The sequence below is a fragment of the Leptospira neocaledonica genome (assembly GCF_002812205.1).
Lineage (GTDB): Bacteria > Spirochaetota > Leptospiria > Leptospirales > Leptospiraceae > Leptospira_B > Leptospira_B neocaledonica.
On the sequence record NZ_NPEA01000009.1, the window covers coordinates 126,618 to 143,624 of the forward strand.

Here is a 17,007-nt window from a genome sequence, read left to right on the forward strand (position 1 = left end):
TCATCATGAGATCTTCTAAAAAAGGTCCGTTCATCGACAGTCACCTCATGAGCAAGGTGATCAAGCTGAACTCTGAAAACCAAAAGAAACCGTTTAAAACCTGGTCTCGTAGAAGTACGATTTTCCCAGACATGATCGGTCACACCATCATGGTTCATAACGGAAACAAATTTATCCCTGTTTTCATCAATGATAACATGGTAGGCCACAAGTTGGGAGAATTCGCTCCAACTCGTACTTATCGTGGTCATGGAAACACTGATAAAAAGGCGGCTAAGAAATAATGGAAGCCGTAGCAATCGCAAGATTTGTTAGAATGTCCCCTCGTAAACTTCGTCTTGTTGCGGATGAGATCCGCGGATACGAAGTTACTGAAGCTTTGGATATTCTGAAATATACGAATAAAAGAGCCATCGAGCCTATCTTCAAACTTATCAAATCCGCTTCTGCAAACGCAGTTGTGAAAAGTGATAATGCTGATCCAGGCAAAATGTTCATTAAAAAGATCCTAGTGGACGAAGGCCCAATTCTTAAACGCTTCCGTCCTCGTGCTCGTGGTAGAGCTGCAAGGATCCGTAAGAGAACCAGCCACGTTACTGTGGTAATCTCGGATTAATAGGGGAAATCATGGGACAGAAAGTTAACCCAATCGGACTTCGTATCGGAATTACCCGCGGATGGGATTCTATTTGGTTCTCGCAAGCCGACTACAAAAAGAACCTGCACGAAGATATTAGAATTCGTAGATTTATCCAAGGCCGTTTCAAAGAAGCAGGCGTTGTAAAAGTTGTAGTGGAGCGTTTTCCTGAGAAGATCAACGTTAACCTTCACACTGCTAAACCTGGTGTGGTAATCGGTAAAAACGGAGCGAATATCGAAGCCGTTAAAAAAGTCCTTAAGACTATGACCGAAAAACCTTTGAACCTCAACATTATCGAGGTCAAAAAACCGGAAACGATCGCACAATGTATCGCTGAGTCTATCGCGATCCAAATCCAAGAGCGTCAACCGTTCCGTCGTGTGATGAAACAAGAACTTCGTCGTGCAATGAGAGGTGGGGTAGAAGGAATTAAGATTCTTATCTCCGGACGTTTGAACGGAGCGGACATGGCTCGTCGCGAAGGTTATCGTGAAGGAAGAATTCCTCTTCATACACTTAGAGCGAAAATCGATCTAGGATTCCGTGAAGCCAGCACCACTTTCGGACAAATCGGAGTGAAGGTTTGGACTTATACCGGGGACTTCATCAATAATAAAGAAGAATCCGAAGAAGATAAATACGCCGTTAAGAGAAGGACCAACTGATCGTCTTTGATGATCCAAAGGTAAAAAACGATGTTATCACCTAAAAGAGTTAAGTTCAGAAAAAGACAAAGGGGCCGCTTGAAAGGAAACGACGAGCGTGGTTCCAAAGTGTCCTTCGGAGAGTTCGGTTTGAAAGCCGTTACTTCCGGACGTTTGACTGCAAGACAGATTGAAGCGGCAAGGATCACTATCAACCGTCAGGTAAAAAGAGGCGGGAAACTTTGGATTAGGATCTTCCCTCATCTACCTATTACTAAAAAACCAGCGGAAACTCGTATGGGTAAAGGTAAAGGTAACCCTGAGTTCTGGATCGCAGAGATCAGACCTGGTAGAGTTTTATTCGAAATGAGCGGGATCGATGAAGCTACCGCTAAAAAAGCTTTGGATCTGGCTGCTTATAAACTGCCTGTTCAAACTGAATTCGTGAAGAGGTCTACGCTGTGAAAAAGATCAAACTCGCAGAGTTGAAAGACGCAGAAATTTTAGCACAATTGGAAGATGCTTACAAAATCATTCGTACAGCACGTTTCCAATACGGAGTCGCTCGTTCTTTAGAGAACCCGAAGGTGATCACTAATGCGAAGAAAAAAATCGCACGCCTTTTAACTATTCAAAAGAACAGAGAGTTGGCTGCGAAGTCTGGCACTACTAAAGCTAGACGTTATTCGAGAGCTACTCGCAAGACGCAAGCTTTAGCAAAATCTAATGCTTCTGCTAAGAAAGCTGCTAAGGGAACGAACTGATTATGGAAACTGCAAAGAAGCATATAAAAAAATCACTTCTGAGCGAAGGTAAAGTCGTGAGCACTGCCATGGATAAAACCCTGGTGATGCTTGTAGAAGCTCGTAAGACTCACCCTAAGTTTAAGAAGATCGTTCGTAGAACCGTTAAAATGAAGGTTCATGACGAAAAAAATGAATGCCAAGTAGGAGATAGAATTCTGGCGATCGAAACCAGACCTCTATCCCGTGAAAAGCGTCACCGTTTATTTAAGATCGTAGAAAAGGCAAAGTAAGATGATCCAACAGGAAACCATCCTCCAAGTCGCCGATAACTCCGGAGTTAAAAGAGTTATGTGTATTAAAGTCTTAGGAGGCTCTAAGAAACGTTACGCCTCCGTAGGAGACGAGATTATCGTCGCTGTTAAAGACGCACAACCAGGTTATGGGTTAAAAGATTCCACGGGGAAGAAGGTCCATAACAAGGCCGTCCAACGCGCAGTTGTCGTTAGAACTAAAAAAGAAATCCGTCGTCCAGACGGATCTTATATTCGTTTCGACGATAACGCAGTCGCAATTATCGACGACAAAGGTAACCCGAAAGGTACCCGTATTTTCGGGCCAGTAGCTCGCGAACTTCGCGATAAAAAATACGCTAAGATCATCTCCCTAGCGCCGGAGGTTTTATAATGTCTAAGCTCACGTATCGGGGATCCGAATATACAAAATTCAAGTCCGTTCGCCTGCACAAAGATGACGAGGTAGTTGTCATCGCAGGAAAAGAGAAAGGCAAAAGAGGCAAGATCCTAGTTATCGATAAGAAAAGGGATCGTGTAGTAGTAGAAGGCTTAAACAAACGTAAACGTTTCTTAAGACCTACCCAAGAAAACCCTCAAGGTGGTATCGTAGAAGTGGAAGCTCCAATGCACATTTCCAACGTAATGTTCTACGATTCCAAAAAGAAGAAGGGAGTTCGTCTGGGCTACCAAGAGAATAAAGGTAAAAAAGTCCGTGTTTCTAAGCCGGACGGGAAAGAGATCTAAGTCATGGCAGCAGCTAGATTGAGAGATAAATACGGGAAAGAAATCGTTCCCGCTCTACAGAAACAATATAACTTCAAGTCCATTATGCAAGTTCCTCGTTTGGAAAAAATTGTTCTGAACGTGGGAATGGGCGAGGCTCATACCAACCCTAAAGCATTGGAAGCAGCTGTTGAAGAACTCGCATTGATTACCGGACAACGCCCGGTTAAAACCAAGGCTAAAAAATCTATCGCGGGATTCAAACTCCGCGAAGGTATGAGTCTTGGTACCACAGTTACCTTACGTGGAAACTATATGTATGAGTTTCTGGATCGTTTGGTGAACGTGGCTCTACCAAGGGTGCGTGACTTTAAAGGAGTTTCCGAAAAAGGTTTCGACGGCCGCGGAAACTATAACTTCAGCATCAAAGAACAAATCATTTTCCCAGAGATCAAAGTGGATAAGATCAACACTCTCTACGGGATGAACCTGACCTTCGTAACGAACACCAAGGTAGACGCAGAAGCTTATAGCCTTCTCGCTGCTTTCGGTATGCCGTTCCGGAACCTGAGATAAGGAGCCCGTAATCATGGCTAAGACCTCTTTAATCGAAAGACACAAGAAAAAAAAGAAATTCAAAGTACGGGTTCACAACCGTTGCCCACTTTGCGGACGCCCTCGCGGTTATCTAAGAAGATTCGACATGTGCAGAATTTGCTTCCGGAAGCTTGCTAGCCAAGCTCAAATCCCGGGAGTAGTTAAGGCATCTTGGTAAGGGAGGAGGATTAATTATTATGAGTTTATCTGATCCAATCGGCGATATGCTGACCCGCATTCGTAACGCTGGTCGTGCGAAACATGAAAGTTGTGTGATTCCAGGAAGTAAGATCAAACGTTCTATCTTGGAATTATTAAAAGAAGAAGGATTTATCAACGGCTATGAGCCGGTGACTAACGGAAGTTTCGAAGATTTCAAAGTAGCTTTGAAATACGATCTTACGAAAAAGCCTGTGATCCGCGAGTTAGTTCGTGTGTCTAAGCCTGGTCGTAGAGTTTATATGAAAAGTGAAGAGATTCGCCCGTATAAAAACAATATGGGAACTATGATTCTTTCTACTTCCAAAGGAATTATGACCGGGAAAAAAGCTCGGAAATTACGCGTAGGAGGAGAGGTGATCTGTAAACTCTCTTAAGAGTAGTTTAAGGAAAACTTATAAAGACCTATGTCCAGGATTGGAAAAGCAGAAATTAAACTTCCGGATAAAGTGGAAGTAAAACAGGACAGCACCGTAATTAAAGTGAAAGGTCCTTTAGGCGAGTTACAAACTCCTATTTTTGCAGGAATCTCTCTGAAAAGCGAGGGCGGGACTGTAAAATTAGAAAGATCCAGCGAAGAGCAAAACGTAGTAGCTCTTCACGGATTGACCCGCGCTCTTCTTATGAATAGCGTAAAGGGTGTGACCGCTGGTTGGGAAAAAAACCTGGAGATCACAGGGGTCGGTTATCGTGCTGCTAAGCGCGGTGAAGATCTGGTGATGAACCTTGGATATTCCCACGAGGTTGTTTACAAGGCTCCAAAAGGAATTAAGATCGAAGTCATTGAGCAAGTGAAGATCAAAATTTCCGGGATCGACAAACAACTAGTCGGACAAGTTGCGGCAGATATCCGTTCTAAGAGACCTCCTGAGCCTTACAAAGGTAAAGGAATCAAGTACAACGACGAATTTATTAAGAGAAAGGCCGGAAAAACCGGTAAGAAGTAAGGCCATGATTAATAAACTGAAAAAAATCGCAGCCAAACGCAGAAGAGCAGAGCGTTCCAGATTCAAACTGAGACAATCTAGCTCTCGCCCTAGATTGGTATTCAATAAATCCAATCGTTATCTTTCCTGCCAGATCGTGGATGATGCTCAAGGTACAACCTTAGTAGCCGCTTCCACTCTGGAAGCTACATTTGCTGGTAAAAGCCGCAAAGATGTAGAGGCTGCAAAGGCACTAGGAAAAGCGATCGGAGAAAGAGCTGCTTCTAAAGGTCTGAAAATAGTCATGCTGGATCGTTCCGGAATGATCTATCACGGAAGAATCGCGGCTTTCGCGGATGCGGCTAGAACCGCAGGTTTGGAGTTCTAATAATGGCATACGAACAAGATCAAGAACAGAAAGAGTTTAACGAGAAGGTCGTAAAGATCGATCGCGTTGCTAAAGTTGTGAAAGGGGGACGTCGTTTCTCCTTCAACGCTCTGACAGTAGTCGGAGATGCAAAAGGAAAAGTAGGAATCGGATTCGGTAAAGCGAATGAGGTTCCGGACGCGATCCGTAAATCTATCGAGTCCGCTAAGAAAAATTTGGTGAAAATCCAATTCAGAGGACATACCATTCCTCACGAAGTGATCGGAAAATTCAAATCGGCAAGAGTAATCCTGAAACCGTCTACTGCGGGAACTGGAATTATCGCCGGAGGATCCGTTCGTTCCGTAGTGGAGAAGGTTGGAATCCAAGATATTCTCAGCAAATCCTGGGGTTCTTCGAATCCAGTAAACATCGTAAAGGCGACTCTGGACGCTCTTCAACAATTGGAGACTCCGGTATTGGCGGCTCGTAAAAGAGGAATCACCCTGGCTCGTCTTTTCGGAAACGACGTAGGATAATAAACATGGAAACCGTAATCGTTACTCAGATTAAAAGTAATATCGGGATTAAAAAAGGCCAGAAGCTAACTCTGGCCGCTTTGGGACTCCGTAAAACCGGGCAACAAAGAAAACATACTCTAACTCCGCAGGTGAAAGGAATGATCAATGACGTTCAACACCTGGTCCGAGTCGAAAAGGCGTAATTAGGTAAGGGAAATGAGTAAAGAAAGAATAAAGGCGGCCCTCGCGTTCGGAAAAGAGCGCACTGAGAAGGGAGACAAGCCGGCAGGAAACATTATTCCAGTACCTGCAGGTTCTACTAAGAATAAAAAACGTTTAGGCCGTGGTATCGGTTCCAAAACTGGTAAAACGGGAGGACGTGGTTCTAAAGGACAGTACGCTCGTAATACTGTTCGTAGAGGATTCGAAGGTGGGCAGATGCCTATCCACAGAAGACTTCCGAAACGCGGGTTTACTTCCATATTTCATAAGGATTTCTTCCCAATCAACCTGAGAGATATAGAGAAAAGCGGGTTGACCGGCAACATAGATGCCAAAATTATGGTTGAATCGAAGATTCTTGATAATGAGGGCACTCTTTTCAAGATTTTGGGAACCGGTGAGATCACAAAAGCGGTTCATATAGTAGCGGATGGTTTTTCCGCTTCTGCCAAAGCAAAGATAGAGAAAGCGGGCGGTTCTGTAAAACTTCGTTCCGAATTAGCTTCTAAAGAAGCTTAATTCCAGCGTCTGTTTGACCGTTTGGCTGAAACGAATCTTTAATGTTTAAGAAGGGACTCGGGGAAACCTTTGAGTCCCTTTTGCCCGAAAGGGTAATGACCAGGAAATAAGGAAAGAGAACAAAGCAATATGCTGACTTCGATCGCAAATATCTTCAAAATTCCAGAATTGAGAAACAAGGTTTTCTTTACTCTTGGCATGCTCTTACTCTTCCGTCTCGGAACTCATATTACTATTCCTGGTATCGATCCTAAGGTAGTTTCCGCAATCGCTTTGGATGCAAATGCAGCCGAAGGACTTGTAGGAATGTTCGATATGTTCGCGGGAGGAGCTCTTCTAAACTTCTCCATCTTTGCATTAGGGATCATGCCTTATATTTCTTCTTCCATCATTATGCAGTTAGTGATGGTGCTTGTGCCTTCTTTACAAAAACTTCAAAAAGAAGGAGAAGAAGGTCGTAAGAAGATCAGTCAGTACACCAAATACGGAACCATTCTGCTTTGCGGAGTGCAGTCTTTAGCAGTTATCCGTTTGGCTCAACGTTGGTCTTATGGAGCAGACAATGCACCTGCTCTTCACCCGGGTCTGATCCACTCGTCTGTTGAATCTTGGTTCTTCTTTATCGCTCTATTATCCATCACTACTGGAACAGTTCTTTTAATCTGGCTCGGTGAACAAATCACTGAGAGAGGGATCGGTAACGGTATTTCTCTTTTGATCTTCGCTGGTATCGTAGGACGTCTTCCAGTTTCCGTAGCTCAGTTGTTCCGTGAGAACTTCGTAGACGGACTGAATATTATCATTCTTCTTCTTTTATTCATTCTACTCATCGCGTTAACTGTTCTTCTTACTCAAGGTGTCCGTAAGGTGCCTTTGCAGTATGGAAAACAAATGGTGGGAAGAAAAATGGTCCAAGCTAAGTCTCAAAGCATTCCTTTCAAAGTGAATGGCGCGAGCGTAATGCCGATCATATTCGCTTCTTCTTTATTACTTTTTCCTCAAACGATCATCCAACAGATCTCCGAGCTTCCTAATTGGGCGGGCTGGGTTCTTCTATTGGATTATCTGAACCCATTCTCTCAGACTTGGTATCACGCTGCGTTCTACTTCTTTGTGTATATAGCACTCATCGTGTTCTTCGCATATTTTTATACTGCGATCCAATTCAATCCGGGAGAACTTGCGGAGAATCTTCGTAAGTATAATGGATTCATTCCTGGAATTCGTCCAGGTTCTCATACTAAGGAATATATTGAGAAGGTCCTAAATAGGATCACTCTTCCTGGTGCAGTTTTCTTAGCAGGACTTGCATTAGCTCCTTATATTATTATTCGTTTCTTGAATTTAGGAACTAACTCCGGTGGTGGATCTTTGGTTTACACCTTCGGAGGAACTTCTCTATTGATCATGGTAGGGGTGGCTTTGGAAACTCTGAAACAATTAGAGTCCCAATTGCTGATGAGAAACTACGACGGTTTCTTGAAAAAAACTAAGATCAAGGGAAGGTCTTAAGAAAATGAATTCTATCATTTTCATGGGCCCTCCGGGTGCTGGTAAAGGCACCCAAGCAAAGATACTTTGCGACACTTTGGGAATTCCTCAGATCTCTACAGGAGATATTCTGAGAGCTGCCGTTAAAAACGGAACCCAAATGGGATTGGAGGCAAAGAGATATATGGATGCCGGAGATTTAGTTCCGGATTCAGTAGTTATTGGCATTATCAAAGATCGTCTTGTAGAGCCTGATTGCAAAAACGGATTCTTATTGGATGGATTTCCAAGAACTGTAGAGCAAGCAGATGCTTTGGATAAAATCCTAAGCACAGAAGGTTTGAAAATCAAGAGAGCGATCAATCTAGAAGTTCCTGATCAAGAACTTCTGGAACGTTTATTAAAACGTGCGGAAATTGAAGGTCGCTCAGACGACAACGAAACAACGATCAAGAGTCGTTTGGAAACTTATAACAAAAAGACTCTTCCGTTATTGGACTACTATGCTGCAAAAGGAAACCTCTCTCGTGTAAACGGAGTAGGTAACTTGGATACAGTCACAAAACTCATCGAGAAGGAGTTAGCTTAACTTGGCGAAAGAAGATGCAATCACCGTGGACGGTACCGTTTTGGAACCTCTCCCAAACGCTATGTTCCGCGTGGAGCTGGAAAATGGTCATAAAGTTTTGGCTCATATTTCCGGCAAAATGAGAATGCATTATATCAGGATCCTTCCGGGCGACAAAGTCACCGTGGAACTCTCTCCTTACGATTTGACCAAGGGTAGAATTACCTACCGCAAAAAATAGGAACCGTTATGAAAGTAAGAACTTCCGTAAAAAAAATCTGCACTAGCTGCAAAGTTATCAGAAGAAAAGGTGTGATCAGAGTGATTTGCACCAACCCTAAACACAAGCAAAGGCAAGCATAATCATGGCTCGTATCGCAGGTATCGATCTTCCAAGAGAAAAAAGAATCGTTGTTGGTCTGACGTATATTTACGGAATCGGCCGATCCACTTCTCGCAAACTTCTCGCTAAGGCGGGGGTAGACGAGGCAATCAGAGTGAAGGATCTAACCGACACTCAAGAGGCTGCTCTCAGAAAAGCGATCGAAGAAAGTATCAAGGTAGAAGGTGATCTTCGTTCCGAAAATCAACTCAATATCAAAAGATTGATGGATATCGGATGTTACAGAGGCCTGCGTCATAGAAGAGGTCTTCCTGTTCGTGGTCAAAGAACCAGAACGAATGCCCGTACTCGTAAGGGTGTTAAGAAGACCGTTGCCAATAAGAAGAAGGTGACTAAGTAATCATGGCTGAAGATAAAAAAGGCAAAAAAGAGAAAAAGGTTAAGAAGAAGGAGAAAAAGGTCGTTCCTCGCGGAAAGGTCTATATCACCGCTTCTTTTAACAATACCATTATCACCATCACCGACTTGGCAGGAAACACTCTGGCTTGGTCAACCGCTGGTGCTATGGGTTTCCGTGGATCCAAAAAATCTACTCCGTATGCGGCTCAGATCGCTGCGGGGAATGCAGCTGAGAAGGCGATCGATTCTACCGGTTTGGCTGAAGTAGACGTTCTGGTTTCCGGCCCAGGTATCGGACGCGAATCTGCGATCCGTTCCTTAGTAGCTCGTGGACTTTCTATTAAAATGATCAAAGACGTTACACCTTTACCGCATAACGGTTGTCGTCCCCGCAAAAGAAGAAGGGTTTAAGGTAGGAATAATATGGCAAGATATAGAGGACCTGTCGTTAAACTAATGAGGAGAGAAGGTGTTAACCTTTACCTCAAATCCAGTTTTACTTTCAACAGAGATAAGTTCCACAAAAAGGGACCTCCTGGAATGCAACCAAAAAGGAAACCGAAAGTTTCCGAGTACGGTTCTCAGCTTCGTGAAAAACAGAAGTTGAAAAGAGCTTACGGACTTTTAGAAAAACAATTCCGTAGCCTTTACGAAGAAGCGTCTCACGCTCACGGTGTAACCGGTGAGATTCTTCTCCAACTTTTGGAAAGAAGATTAGATAACGTTGTATATCGTTTAGGTTTCGCAGTGACTAGACGTCAGGCGAGAAATTTTATCGCTCACAACCATATTCTGGTAAATGGAGAGAAAGTGGATATTCCATCTTTCCGTTTGAAAGTAGGCGATAAGATCGAGATCAAACCTAAATTTAGAACTTCTGGTTTTATTACCCAGAATATCCAATTGGCTCAATCTCTGAATAATATTCCTTCTTGGGTGTCTTCTGATTTCATTCAGTTTTCAGGAGAAATTCTGTCTTTGCCGGAACGTCATCATATCGACATTCCAGTGAAAGAGCAGGTGATCGTGGAGTTGTACTCCAAGTAATTTTATTGGGAAGGGTTTCTAAGTGTCTCTAAAAAGTTTACTCAAAGGATTTAAACGTCCCAAAAAGATCGAATTTACTACGGAAGCGAATACTCCGAACTACGGAAAATTCGTAGCGGAGCCTTTCGAGCGCGGTTTTGCGACCACAATCGGAAACTCTCTTCGTAGAACTCTCATGTCTTCCATCGAAGGAGCGGCAATTTCCGCTCTTCGTATCGAAGGTGTGAACCATGAGTTCTCTTATATCGAAGGAGTCGCTGAAGACGTTACTCGTATCATCCTAAACCTCAAACAAGTTCGTATCAAATACGAGCCTGAGGACAAGGACCAAAGTAAAGTTATCCATTTGGAATTGAAAGGTGCAGGATATTTCAGAGCTGGAGACCTGGCTGTGGATTCTTCCATCGAAATCATGAACCCAGATCTACATATCGCAACTTTGAATGAAGATGCGAACCTTGTATTGGATCTGGAAATCCAAAGAGGAAGAGGATACGTTCCAGCAGAAGATAAGAAGAAGGATATAGAAGTTCTTGGAACTATCCCTATCGACTCTATCTTCTCTCCAGTTCAAAAAGTAATTTTCGAAATTTCCGAGACCCGTGTGGCTCAGAGATCCGATTATGAAAAACTGACTCTGGAAGTTTGGACAGACGGATCCATTTCTCCTGAGGATGCAGTCGCTCAAGCAGCTAAAATCCTAAAAGAACACCTTACAGTATTCATCAACTTCGAAGAAGAATTAGAGGAAGAAGAAGACGAGTTAGACGAAGCGGACGAGAAGTTGAAAGCTTCCCTTTCCAAACACGTGGAAGAGCTCGAACTTTCTGTACGTTCCCTAAACGTTCTTCGCAGTTTGGAAATCGACTTCGTTGGAGATCTAGTAAAAAGATCCGAAGAAGAGATGTCCAAATCCAAACATTATAGCGAGCAAGGTCTCGCAGAACTTAAGTCTAAACTTGCTGGTTTAGGACTTTCGTTCGGAATGAGAGATTTCTAACATGAACAAAAGAAATAAAGTAAAACATCTCAACCGCGAAAAAGGTCATAGAGACGCTTTGATCAATAACATGATCACTAGTCTTTTCAAGTACGAGAGAATTGAATCTACTCAAGCAAAATTGAAAGTGGTTCGTTCTCACGCTGAAAAGATCATCACCAGAGCGAAAAGAAATCTTGCGACTGATATCGCTCCTGCGGTTGCACTTCACAATAAACGTGAAGTTTTAAAAAGAGTAAAGGATCGTAATATCGTTACGAAACTTTTCGAAGATATCGCAGTTCGTTATGCAAATACTAACGGCGGATACACTAGAATTCTAAAAATGATCAACAGAGCTTCTGACAATTCCGAAGTAGGAATTTTAGAACTCACTAACAGAAAGGATCGTCCGACTCTTATCAAAGAAATCAAAGATAAGAGAGAGGCTATTTCCGACTCTAAAAAGGAAAAAGCGGCAGCACCTGCTCCGGCTAAAAAGGAAAAAGCTCCTAAAAAAGAAGCAGCTCCTAAAGCTAAAGCAGCTAAGAAGCCTGCGGCTCCAAAAAAAGCGGTTAAAAAAGCCGCTCCTAAGAAGAAAAAATAATATATACAATCCCCGAAGAGATGGGAGATATGTGGGCCCCGGTGTTGGAAACAGCATCGGGGTTTTTTCTTTTTAGAGGCAAAGGGGATAATCGTGATTTTAAAGATCTAAGTCGTGTGTTTGTTGTTTGCGTTTAAGATTTTTCAGAAACCTTTTGATTTCAAAAACTCGTCCAGCTTACCTACGAGTGCACTTTCTCCGTCTAATTCTTTTGCTTTTTCTAATACCGATCTTGCGTCTTTGAATTTATTCAAAAGTCTATAATTGTCTGAAAGATTTATTAGATTGGCTAAACGGTGAGGTTGAGTTTGCCTGACCTTCTCCGCTGCGTCTGCAGCACGTTGGAATTCCTTCATATGTTTATAACATAAGGATAATAAGAACCAGATATTATGGGATTCAGAATCCAAGTTCAGATATCGTTCCAACCATTTAGATGCTTTGGAAAATTCTTTTTTATCGTAATAGATCTGGCCAATTAGTCTCGCGGATTCTTTAAAATTTGGAGCCAAGTTCCAAGATAATTCTAGAAGTTCTAGGGCGATAGGTACTTCTTTTTTCGCTAAATGTTGTTTCGCTTGGTTGTACTTTGCTACTGCATCGTTATATTTGGGATGTTCCGGATCTATCAATTCTTTATAACCGATACGCATAAGAGAAAGGTCATCCGCAATTACCCCTACTCCGTGTAATTTGCCTGCAATCGTATCCAGATCTCCTTTGGAATCTTCTACGATACGAACGAATAGGTGCTCGTCCTCATTCATTCTCCAGTTGATTCCATCTGCACTGATATTGATATCGTCTCTTCCGTCTGAACCTAAGAATAGAACGTCGCCTGGTTGCAGATAAGATTCATGAATTTTAATATTCGCTCCGAACGGAGATCCTAATTTCCATGCAGAAAGTTCAGGAGCCAAGAAAGAAGATCGATCGTCTCTGAATAACACGGGCCAAGGATGTTCGGCGTTCAGTATGAGTATTTTTCCGGTCTTATCATGAATCAATCCGAAGATTGCGGAAGCCATCATGGTCCCGTCGAATGTTCTGAATATTTCATCCAGTTCTCTATGCGTTTGTAACATCCAGGTCTGTGGGTCTGCCTCTATGACCTTTCCATGGCTCGCGGAACGGGTGAGAATATTATTCACTGCAGTTCCGAGGACGATCGCTCCACCCGCTCCTTGGAGGGATTTTCCCATTGCATCTCCATTTAAGAAGAAGGTCCATTTTTCTCTCTCAGATCCGAACAGAAGATTTCCACTAATACAAATATCCCCGCCTAGTTCGGATTCTCTATTTTTGAAAGTGAACTTCTTCTTTTGTTCTATGTAAAAGATAGTGCTCACATCTTGGGAAGTATTCCAGTTTGTCATGAGCGGTTTACTCAAGAGAGAAGTGAGATAATAATCTCCGTCCTGCTGGACCTTCAGAGCTTGGATTTCTTCCATTCTCTTAGTGACTTCTATCGTTCTTTCGTCGACTTTTTGCTCTAATGTGTTCGCGTATTCTTCTTCTACCGCACCTATCTTGCGGAAGATCAGGATAACACTTCGGGTAATATATGATACAACCGCTAAAAATACTAACTTTAAGGATTGTTCCGATATAGATGCATATCCGGGAGAAATTACTTTAAGTTCATCCTCAGTGAATTCAACTCCTCTGAAGATTGTATTTAGGATCACGAGCCCTTGTCCGACTACACTGAAAATTCCTGAAAGTTTTGCGACCGTAGGTGATAATAATAATACGGAATACACGATGAAGATCATATTGATCGCGTATAAAATGATCTGGCGGATTACTCCGGAAGCCATGTTTCGATCTGTCCAGGACGCTACGAACATGACCACAGACAAAACGACTATGTCTGCGAGTACGGAAACCTTACCGACCATGGGAGGTATTTTGCCGAATTTTTTGTAGCAGTAAAAATTATAGAACGCATAGCCCAGCATGGAGCCTGTTCCCAGGAGATATGCGGCATTTTGAACCGCAGAGCTCTGGGTCCATGCAGCGGCGAGGGAAAGCAGAAATAATCCTGCTAAGCCGAATCGGATCCGATTGATTGTCAGTGGACCGGAGGCTATAATTCTCTCCGTGATGAGTTCCTTTTTTTCTTCCATCCCTAATCGGCCTCTTCTGGATATCGCCTTCTAGTATTTGGATTAGTGAATATATTTTTGAACGTATCATCTACAAATTTTTTACAGAATGTAGAATACTTGTAAAAATATAATCCCGCTTCCAAATACTTAAGACGGAAAAAAATAAGAGAAAAGTAAGTGGCCTCTTTAAAAACAATCTCGCAATTTATTACTTTATTTTATTGTTCGGCCGGATAACCACCATAAGTCATTTTACCAGTAAAGTAAATCGGACTCTTCTTTTCGTTTTGGATCCGAATATTCAGACCAGCTTGTATAGTCTGTAATGCTTGGATATCAAACGTAGTACCTAATCCATCTACCAAAAGTGCATAATGTATTGTTTCATTCATATCTTCATCCGGATCGGGATCATCCCAAATCAATGCCAGATTTCCTGATCCACTTTCTCTATTTCTATCATCTGTTAAGATAGCTTCGTTCGATTCTTGTAAGAAGGTTCCTGGGATCTGCTTATTATAGATACGTTTTTCAGTGATTAGAACAATATCGTTTCTATTAAAATGAGGGGGTAAGTAAATTTCAGTAGGAGCGTCCGAATTCCTTCCTTTCCAAACTACTAAGATAAATCTTTTATCTCCGAAGTATCTTGTTCCATTCTGAACGGTTTTGATAGCAGCCCAAGCAAATATATTATTCCAAGTATCGAATCCGATCGCATTATAATGTGAACTGATTGCTCGCCCTTGGATCTTCCTTACATAGGCTCTTTGGATCACATGATAATCCATATTGAAGTTTGTTCCGTAATTTCCGATTACAGAGAAGTCTTCATTATTCCAAGCATCCTTGGTAGTGATCAGATTCGAACTGTTCCCGTTCATATATTCATTATGTTTATCATAATAATAATCCCAATGCCATTGTGTTCCGGATATGATAGGGTTGTAAAAGTCTGCGAATCTAGTCTTGGTCGATTGGGTCTTATCTGAAATTTCCATGGCTTGGTAGACAGCATTGATCATTCTCGGCGTATCTTTTGCTCCAACACCTTTTAACCACATCCCGAATTCACTTAAGAAGGATGGAATATTCAAAAACCTTGCCTCTTTTCGAATCTCGTCCAAGTATTTGAAATATGTGGCATTGTCTATACCGGTCAGATCTGTTCCCATTCTTCCAGCATCATAAAAGTGAGAATTGAATGCGAATCCCTCTCCCGGCAACGTTGTCAAATGTCCTCCACCCGTTGCAGGAGCTACTACACCTACATTTGTGTTCCAAAATACCAAAGGTTCCGCGAATACTAGTTTATTCTGCCATCCATTTTGAGTAAGAGTTTCCCTTACTTTTCTATAAAAAGGCCAAAGTTTTTGATTGTCCCATTGGGCGGGACTTAAACCTTCCATTCCTCCATCTACAGGTTCGTTAAAAGGATCTAATCCAACTATATAGTCGAATTCTTCAGAACTTAATTTTTCTTTAATATACGCGGTTGTCTTTCCAATTTGCCAGAGATATTCTGTCTGCACATATCTTGTTCCGGATGAAGTTGAAATGGCTGTGTTGTTCCAGAAATTACGGAAACCTTTGCGGACCGCCTCGTTTGTAAGATTGTTCTGACTCCAAGTCGCGCAGATAATCCCGCAATATTCGGAAGGATAAGAACTCCCGGAGATAATCCAAGAAGGGGCACCATTTCCGGTATGCCAGGAGTTTTTATTAAATAAATGCCTGGAATAAAGATCCTGGTGATAATCTAACAGGATATACATCTTTTTTGAAATAGCTTTTCTCATTTGAGAAATGACAGCATCCAAATAAGAATAATTGATCGTGTTCACAGAAGGATGAGTTCCTTCCCAAGCAATCGTGAATCGGATCATATTGGATCCGGTGGTCTTACCCAATCTATTAAACGCAATCTCCGCATCCGAATCGTTTGCAAAAGGTTTGAAACCGTGTTGAACAAGTTTTACATTTCCTGAGATATTGAACCCGCGGAAGGAAACTTCTCTCCCTAAACCATCCAAGAAAATTTTATCAGTGACTCCGTTATAAGTTTTGTCTCCAACTAAAATCTTCCTTTCCAATTCGTTGTATGTATAATCCAAGCTATGGGTATTAGAAATAGTGTGATTTGATTCCAAAATGGAATATGCAGATCCAGAATTCGGATTCGGTTGATCTCCAAGTAGGCCGATCAGTTCCGGAGATATATTTTTTTCCGGACTGCAGGCGAAAATGCAGATAGCACCGAGGCCAATTATATATTTTTGTATTCTCTTCATGGGCGAGCAAGATAGTTATTCTCATCCGGAGTTCCAAGTATTATTTGATAGAATGGAAATTTATGGACTTTCTATATTTTCTGTAACAAGAAATAACTGTGCTCAAATTAAGTTTTTTGAAATTGTTTTATAATTAAAGAAGTTTATAGATACTTATATTTCACTTAATCAAAATGGAGGGAGATGGTAAATGAAAATCGCGGGGATCATTCTACTGAGTGTGATCTGTTTAATAGTTTTACTTGTGCTTTCTGGATATTTACTTCCGAAGGATCATGTTGCAAGTGTGGAGAAAAATTTTTCTTCTTCTTCTGAAAGTATATACAAGATCATTCGTAATGTTCATGAATATCAGGGTTGGAGAAGCGGTCTGAAATCTGTGGAAATTGAATCCAATATGATTTGGACAGAATCAGATTCTCATGGAAATAATATCCGTTTTGGAATTATAGAAGAACGTTCTCCGAATTATTTAAAGACGAAAATTCTAAACGAAGACCTCCCTTTTGGTGGAGGTTGGGAATTCGAGATTAGTCCGGATGGTTCGAATACTAAACTGAAAATTACCGAAAAAGGTTTTGTGACGAATCCTTTGTTTAGAGTACTTTCTAAATTCGTATTCGGTCATGACGCTACTATGAAAACTTATTTGGAAGATCTAAGTAAGAGATTGGAGTCGTCTGGGAAGTGAGACAGTCTGAGAGCGAGTGATCAGAAGAATGAAGATTGGATTGTAAATGAATATTTTAGCCCC

28 protein-coding genes are annotated in these 17,007 nt (G+C 41.9%); 26 read left to right on the plus strand and 2 right to left on the minus strand.

Translation table 11 applies throughout. The annotated features are described in order from the left end of the window. Window positions 1-2: 2 nt before the first annotated feature. From rpsS to rplQ, 25 genes are all read left to right on the plus strand, one after another. Window positions 3-284, plus strand: a complete 282-nt coding sequence (rpsS, locus tag CH365_RS16405; protein WP_024863921.1) for a 30S ribosomal protein S19 — start codon at window positions 3-5, stop codon at window positions 282-284. Further along, window positions 284-616: a 50S ribosomal protein L22 gene (gene rplV / locus CH365_RS16410; protein WP_100710923.1), complete on the plus strand. Its 333-nt coding sequence runs from the start codon at window positions 284-286 to the stop codon at window positions 614-616. The genes rpsS and rplV overlap by 1 nt, the downstream gene beginning before the upstream one ends. An 11-nt stretch (window positions 617-627) precedes the next feature. Further along, window positions 628-1,305, plus strand: a complete 678-nt coding sequence (rpsC, locus tag CH365_RS16415) for a 30S ribosomal protein S3 (RefSeq protein WP_100769635.1) — start codon at window positions 628-630, stop codon at window positions 1,303-1,305. 30 nt (window positions 1,306-1,335) lie between these two features. After that, window positions 1,336-1,749, plus strand: coding sequence for a 50S ribosomal protein L16 (rplP, locus tag CH365_RS16420; protein ID WP_008593851.1), 414 nt, complete (start codon window positions 1,336-1,338; stop codon window positions 1,747-1,749). Further along, a complete protein-coding gene (gene rpmC, locus CH365_RS16425) occupies window positions 1,746-2,048 on the plus strand; it encodes a 50S ribosomal protein L29 (RefSeq protein ID WP_100710924.1) in 303 nt (100 codons plus the stop codon). The genes rplP and rpmC overlap by 4 nt, the downstream gene beginning before the upstream one ends. A gap of 2 nt (window positions 2,049-2,050) precedes the next feature. Then, on the plus strand, window positions 2,051-2,320 hold the full coding sequence (rpsQ, locus tag CH365_RS16430) for a 30S ribosomal protein S17 (RefSeq protein WP_008596401.1): 270 nt from the start codon (window positions 2,051-2,053) through the stop codon (window positions 2,318-2,320). Window position 2,321: 1 nt separating this feature from the next. Further along, window positions 2,322-2,714, plus strand: coding sequence for a 50S ribosomal protein L14 (gene rplN / locus CH365_RS16435; RefSeq protein WP_100769636.1), 393 nt, complete (start codon window positions 2,322-2,324; stop codon window positions 2,712-2,714). Next, complete coding sequence (gene rplX / locus CH365_RS16440) at window positions 2,714-3,067, plus strand: 50S ribosomal protein L24 (protein ID WP_100769637.1); 354 nt, start codon at window positions 2,714-2,716, stop codon at window positions 3,065-3,067. Before rplN ends, rplX begins: the two co-directional genes overlap by 1 nt. A 3-nt stretch (window positions 3,068-3,070) precedes the next feature. Then, a complete protein-coding gene (gene rplE, locus CH365_RS16445; RefSeq protein ID WP_008594895.1) occupies window positions 3,071-3,622 on the plus strand; it encodes a 50S ribosomal protein L5 in 552 nt (183 codons plus the stop codon). A gap of 13 nt (window positions 3,623-3,635) precedes the next feature. Then, window positions 3,636-3,821, plus strand: a complete 186-nt coding sequence (locus CH365_RS16450; protein WP_010513640.1) for a type Z 30S ribosomal protein S14 — start codon at window positions 3,636-3,638, stop codon at window positions 3,819-3,821. Between the two features lie 19 nt (window positions 3,822-3,840). Beyond that, window positions 3,841-4,239, plus strand: a complete 399-nt coding sequence (gene rpsH, locus CH365_RS16455) for a 30S ribosomal protein S8 (RefSeq protein ID WP_100769638.1) — start codon at window positions 3,841-3,843, stop codon at window positions 4,237-4,239. Window positions 4,240-4,269: 30 nt separating this feature from the next. Further along, window positions 4,270-4,809, plus strand: coding sequence for a 50S ribosomal protein L6 (gene rplF, locus CH365_RS16460; protein ID WP_100769639.1), 540 nt, complete (start codon window positions 4,270-4,272; stop codon window positions 4,807-4,809). Window positions 4,810-4,813: 4 nt separating this feature from the next. Continuing rightward, window positions 4,814-5,176, plus strand: coding sequence for a 50S ribosomal protein L18 (rplR, locus tag CH365_RS16465; RefSeq protein ID WP_100769640.1), 363 nt, complete (start codon window positions 4,814-4,816; stop codon window positions 5,174-5,176). Between the two features lie 2 nt (window positions 5,177-5,178). Next, window positions 5,179-5,694: a 30S ribosomal protein S5 gene (gene rpsE / locus CH365_RS16470; protein WP_020770439.1), complete on the plus strand. Its 516-nt coding sequence runs from the start codon at window positions 5,179-5,181 to the stop codon at window positions 5,692-5,694. A 5-nt stretch (window positions 5,695-5,699) separates the two neighbouring features. Next, the gene (rpmD, locus tag CH365_RS16475; RefSeq protein WP_008594182.1) at window positions 5,700-5,879 is read left to right on the plus strand and encodes a 50S ribosomal protein L30; all 180 of its coding nucleotides are present in this window, start codon (window positions 5,700-5,702) and stop codon (window positions 5,877-5,879) included. Between the two features lie 13 nt (window positions 5,880-5,892). After that, window positions 5,893-6,417 (plus strand): 50S ribosomal protein L15, encoded by a 525-nt coding sequence (rplO, locus tag CH365_RS16480; protein WP_100769641.1) that lies wholly within the window; start codon window positions 5,893-5,895, stop codon window positions 6,415-6,417. 129 nt (window positions 6,418-6,546) lie between these two features. Then, window positions 6,547-7,929 carry a preprotein translocase subunit SecY gene (secY, locus tag CH365_RS16485; RefSeq protein ID WP_086448211.1) on the plus strand — a complete coding sequence of 461 codons (1,383 nt, stop codon included), beginning with the start codon at window positions 6,547-6,549 and terminating at the stop codon, window positions 7,927-7,929. Window positions 7,930-7,933: 4 nt separating this feature from the next. Continuing rightward, window positions 7,934-8,497, plus strand: a complete 564-nt coding sequence (locus CH365_RS16490) for an adenylate kinase (RefSeq protein WP_086448212.1) — start codon at window positions 7,934-7,936, stop codon at window positions 8,495-8,497. 1 nt (window position 8,498) lies between these two features. After that, a complete protein-coding gene (infA, locus tag CH365_RS16495; RefSeq protein ID WP_008595303.1) occupies window positions 8,499-8,717 on the plus strand; it encodes a translation initiation factor IF-1 in 219 nt (72 codons plus the stop codon). A gap of 8 nt (window positions 8,718-8,725) precedes the next feature. Further along, window positions 8,726-8,839 (plus strand): 50S ribosomal protein L36, encoded by a 114-nt coding sequence (gene rpmJ, locus CH365_RS16500; protein ID WP_008594142.1) that lies wholly within the window; start codon window positions 8,726-8,728, stop codon window positions 8,837-8,839. Between the two features lie 2 nt (window positions 8,840-8,841). After that, window positions 8,842-9,219: a 30S ribosomal protein S13 gene (rpsM, locus tag CH365_RS16505; RefSeq protein ID WP_100769642.1), complete on the plus strand. Its 378-nt coding sequence runs from the start codon at window positions 8,842-8,844 to the stop codon at window positions 9,217-9,219. Window positions 9,220-9,221: 2 nt separating this feature from the next. Beyond that, on the plus strand, window positions 9,222-9,629 hold the full coding sequence (gene rpsK / locus CH365_RS16510) for a 30S ribosomal protein S11 (RefSeq protein WP_016547062.1): 408 nt from the start codon (window positions 9,222-9,224) through the stop codon (window positions 9,627-9,629). Window positions 9,630-9,641: 12 nt separating this feature from the next. Further along, window positions 9,642-10,265, plus strand: a complete 624-nt coding sequence (gene rpsD / locus CH365_RS16515; RefSeq protein ID WP_008595182.1) for a 30S ribosomal protein S4 — start codon at window positions 9,642-9,644, stop codon at window positions 10,263-10,265. Between the two features lie 22 nt (window positions 10,266-10,287). Further along, window positions 10,288-11,265: a DNA-directed RNA polymerase subunit alpha gene (locus CH365_RS16520; protein WP_008593478.1), complete on the plus strand. Its 978-nt coding sequence runs from the start codon at window positions 10,288-10,290 to the stop codon at window positions 11,263-11,265. 1 nt (window position 11,266) lies between these two features. After that, the gene (gene rplQ, locus CH365_RS16525; RefSeq protein WP_100769643.1) at window positions 11,267-11,851 is read left to right on the plus strand and encodes a 50S ribosomal protein L17; all 585 of its coding nucleotides are present in this window, start codon (window positions 11,267-11,269) and stop codon (window positions 11,849-11,851) included. Between the two features lie 143 nt (window positions 11,852-11,994). On the opposite strand, the gene CH365_RS16530 is transcribed toward rplQ, so the two are convergent. Together CH365_RS16530 and CH365_RS16535 are read right to left on the minus strand one after the other, a co-directional pair. Beyond that, entirely contained in the window at window positions 11,995-13,980 is a 1,986-nt protein-coding gene (locus CH365_RS16530; RefSeq protein WP_100769644.1) for a PP2C family protein-serine/threonine phosphatase, read from the minus strand. Between the two features lie 200 nt (window positions 13,981-14,180). Then, the gene (locus tag CH365_RS16535) at window positions 14,181-16,253 is read right to left on the minus strand and encodes a glycoside hydrolase family 5 protein (RefSeq protein ID WP_100769645.1); all 2,073 of its coding nucleotides are present in this window, start codon (window positions 16,251-16,253) and stop codon (window positions 14,181-14,183) included. A gap of 190 nt (window positions 16,254-16,443) precedes the next feature. Between CH365_RS16535 and CH365_RS16540 the strand changes: the two genes are divergently transcribed. Continuing rightward, entirely contained in the window at window positions 16,444-16,944 is a 501-nt protein-coding gene (locus tag CH365_RS16540; protein WP_100769646.1) for an LIC10604 family protein, read from the plus strand. Window positions 16,945-17,007: the final 63 nt, after the last annotated feature.

Excerpts from the sequence above, each read along its gene's own strand:
- rplV (WP_100710923.1), top strand. The coding sequence starts at position 284 with ATGGAAGCCGTAGCAATCGCAAGATTTGTTAGAATGTCCCCTCGTAAA.
- rpsC (WP_100769635.1), top strand. The coding sequence starts at position 628 with ATGGGACAGAAAGTTAACCCAATCGGACTTCGTATCGGAATTACCCGC.
- rplP (WP_008593851.1), top strand. The coding sequence starts at position 1,336 with ATGTTATCACCTAAAAGAGTTAAGTTCAGAAAAAGACAAAGGGGCCGC.
- rpsQ (WP_008596401.1), top strand. The coding sequence starts at position 2,051 with ATGGAAACTGCAAAGAAGCATATAAAAAAATCACTTCTGAGCGAAGGT.
- rplN (WP_100769636.1), top strand. The coding sequence starts at position 2,322 with ATGATCCAACAGGAAACCATCCTCCAAGTCGCCGATAACTCCGGAGTT.
- rplX (WP_100769637.1), top strand. The coding sequence starts at position 2,714 with ATGTCTAAGCTCACGTATCGGGGATCCGAATATACAAAATTCAAGTCC.
- rplE (WP_008594895.1), top strand. The coding sequence starts at position 3,071 with ATGGCAGCAGCTAGATTGAGAGATAAATACGGGAAAGAAATCGTTCCC.
- CH365_RS16450 (WP_010513640.1), top strand. The coding sequence starts at position 3,636 with ATGGCTAAGACCTCTTTAATCGAAAGACACAAGAAAAAAAAGAAATTC.
- rpsH (WP_100769638.1), top strand. The coding sequence starts at position 3,841 with ATGAGTTTATCTGATCCAATCGGCGATATGCTGACCCGCATTCGTAAC.
- rplF (WP_100769639.1), top strand. The coding sequence starts at position 4,270 with ATGTCCAGGATTGGAAAAGCAGAAATTAAACTTCCGGATAAAGTGGAA.
- rplR (WP_100769640.1), top strand. The coding sequence starts at position 4,814 with ATGATTAATAAACTGAAAAAAATCGCAGCCAAACGCAGAAGAGCAGAG.
- rpsE (WP_020770439.1), top strand. The coding sequence starts at position 5,179 with ATGGCATACGAACAAGATCAAGAACAGAAAGAGTTTAACGAGAAGGTC.
- rpmD (WP_008594182.1), top strand. The coding sequence starts at position 5,700 with ATGGAAACCGTAATCGTTACTCAGATTAAAAGTAATATCGGGATTAAA.
- rplO (WP_100769641.1), top strand. The coding sequence starts at position 5,893 with ATGAGTAAAGAAAGAATAAAGGCGGCCCTCGCGTTCGGAAAAGAGCGC.
- secY (WP_086448211.1), top strand. The coding sequence starts at position 6,547 with ATGCTGACTTCGATCGCAAATATCTTCAAAATTCCAGAATTGAGAAAC.
- CH365_RS16490 (WP_086448212.1), top strand. The coding sequence starts at position 7,934 with ATGAATTCTATCATTTTCATGGGCCCTCCGGGTGCTGGTAAAGGCACC.
- rpmJ (WP_008594142.1), top strand. The coding sequence starts at position 8,726 with ATGAAAGTAAGAACTTCCGTAAAAAAAATCTGCACTAGCTGCAAAGTT.
- rpsM (WP_100769642.1), top strand. The coding sequence starts at position 8,842 with ATGGCTCGTATCGCAGGTATCGATCTTCCAAGAGAAAAAAGAATCGTT.
- rpsK (WP_016547062.1), top strand. The coding sequence starts at position 9,222 with ATGGCTGAAGATAAAAAAGGCAAAAAAGAGAAAAAGGTTAAGAAGAAG.
- rpsD (WP_008595182.1), top strand. The coding sequence starts at position 9,642 with ATGGCAAGATATAGAGGACCTGTCGTTAAACTAATGAGGAGAGAAGGT.
- rplQ (WP_100769643.1), top strand. The coding sequence starts at position 11,267 with ATGAACAAAAGAAATAAAGTAAAACATCTCAACCGCGAAAAAGGTCAT.
- CH365_RS16530 (WP_100769644.1), bottom strand. The coding sequence starts at position 13,980 with ATGGAAGAAAAAAAGGAACTCATCACGGAGAGAATTATAGCCTCCGGT.
- CH365_RS16535 (WP_100769645.1), bottom strand. The coding sequence starts at position 16,253 with ATGAAGAGAATACAAAAATATATAATTGGCCTCGGTGCTATCTGCATT.
- CH365_RS16540 (WP_100769646.1), top strand. The coding sequence starts at position 16,444 with ATGAAAATCGCGGGGATCATTCTACTGAGTGTGATCTGTTTAATAGTT.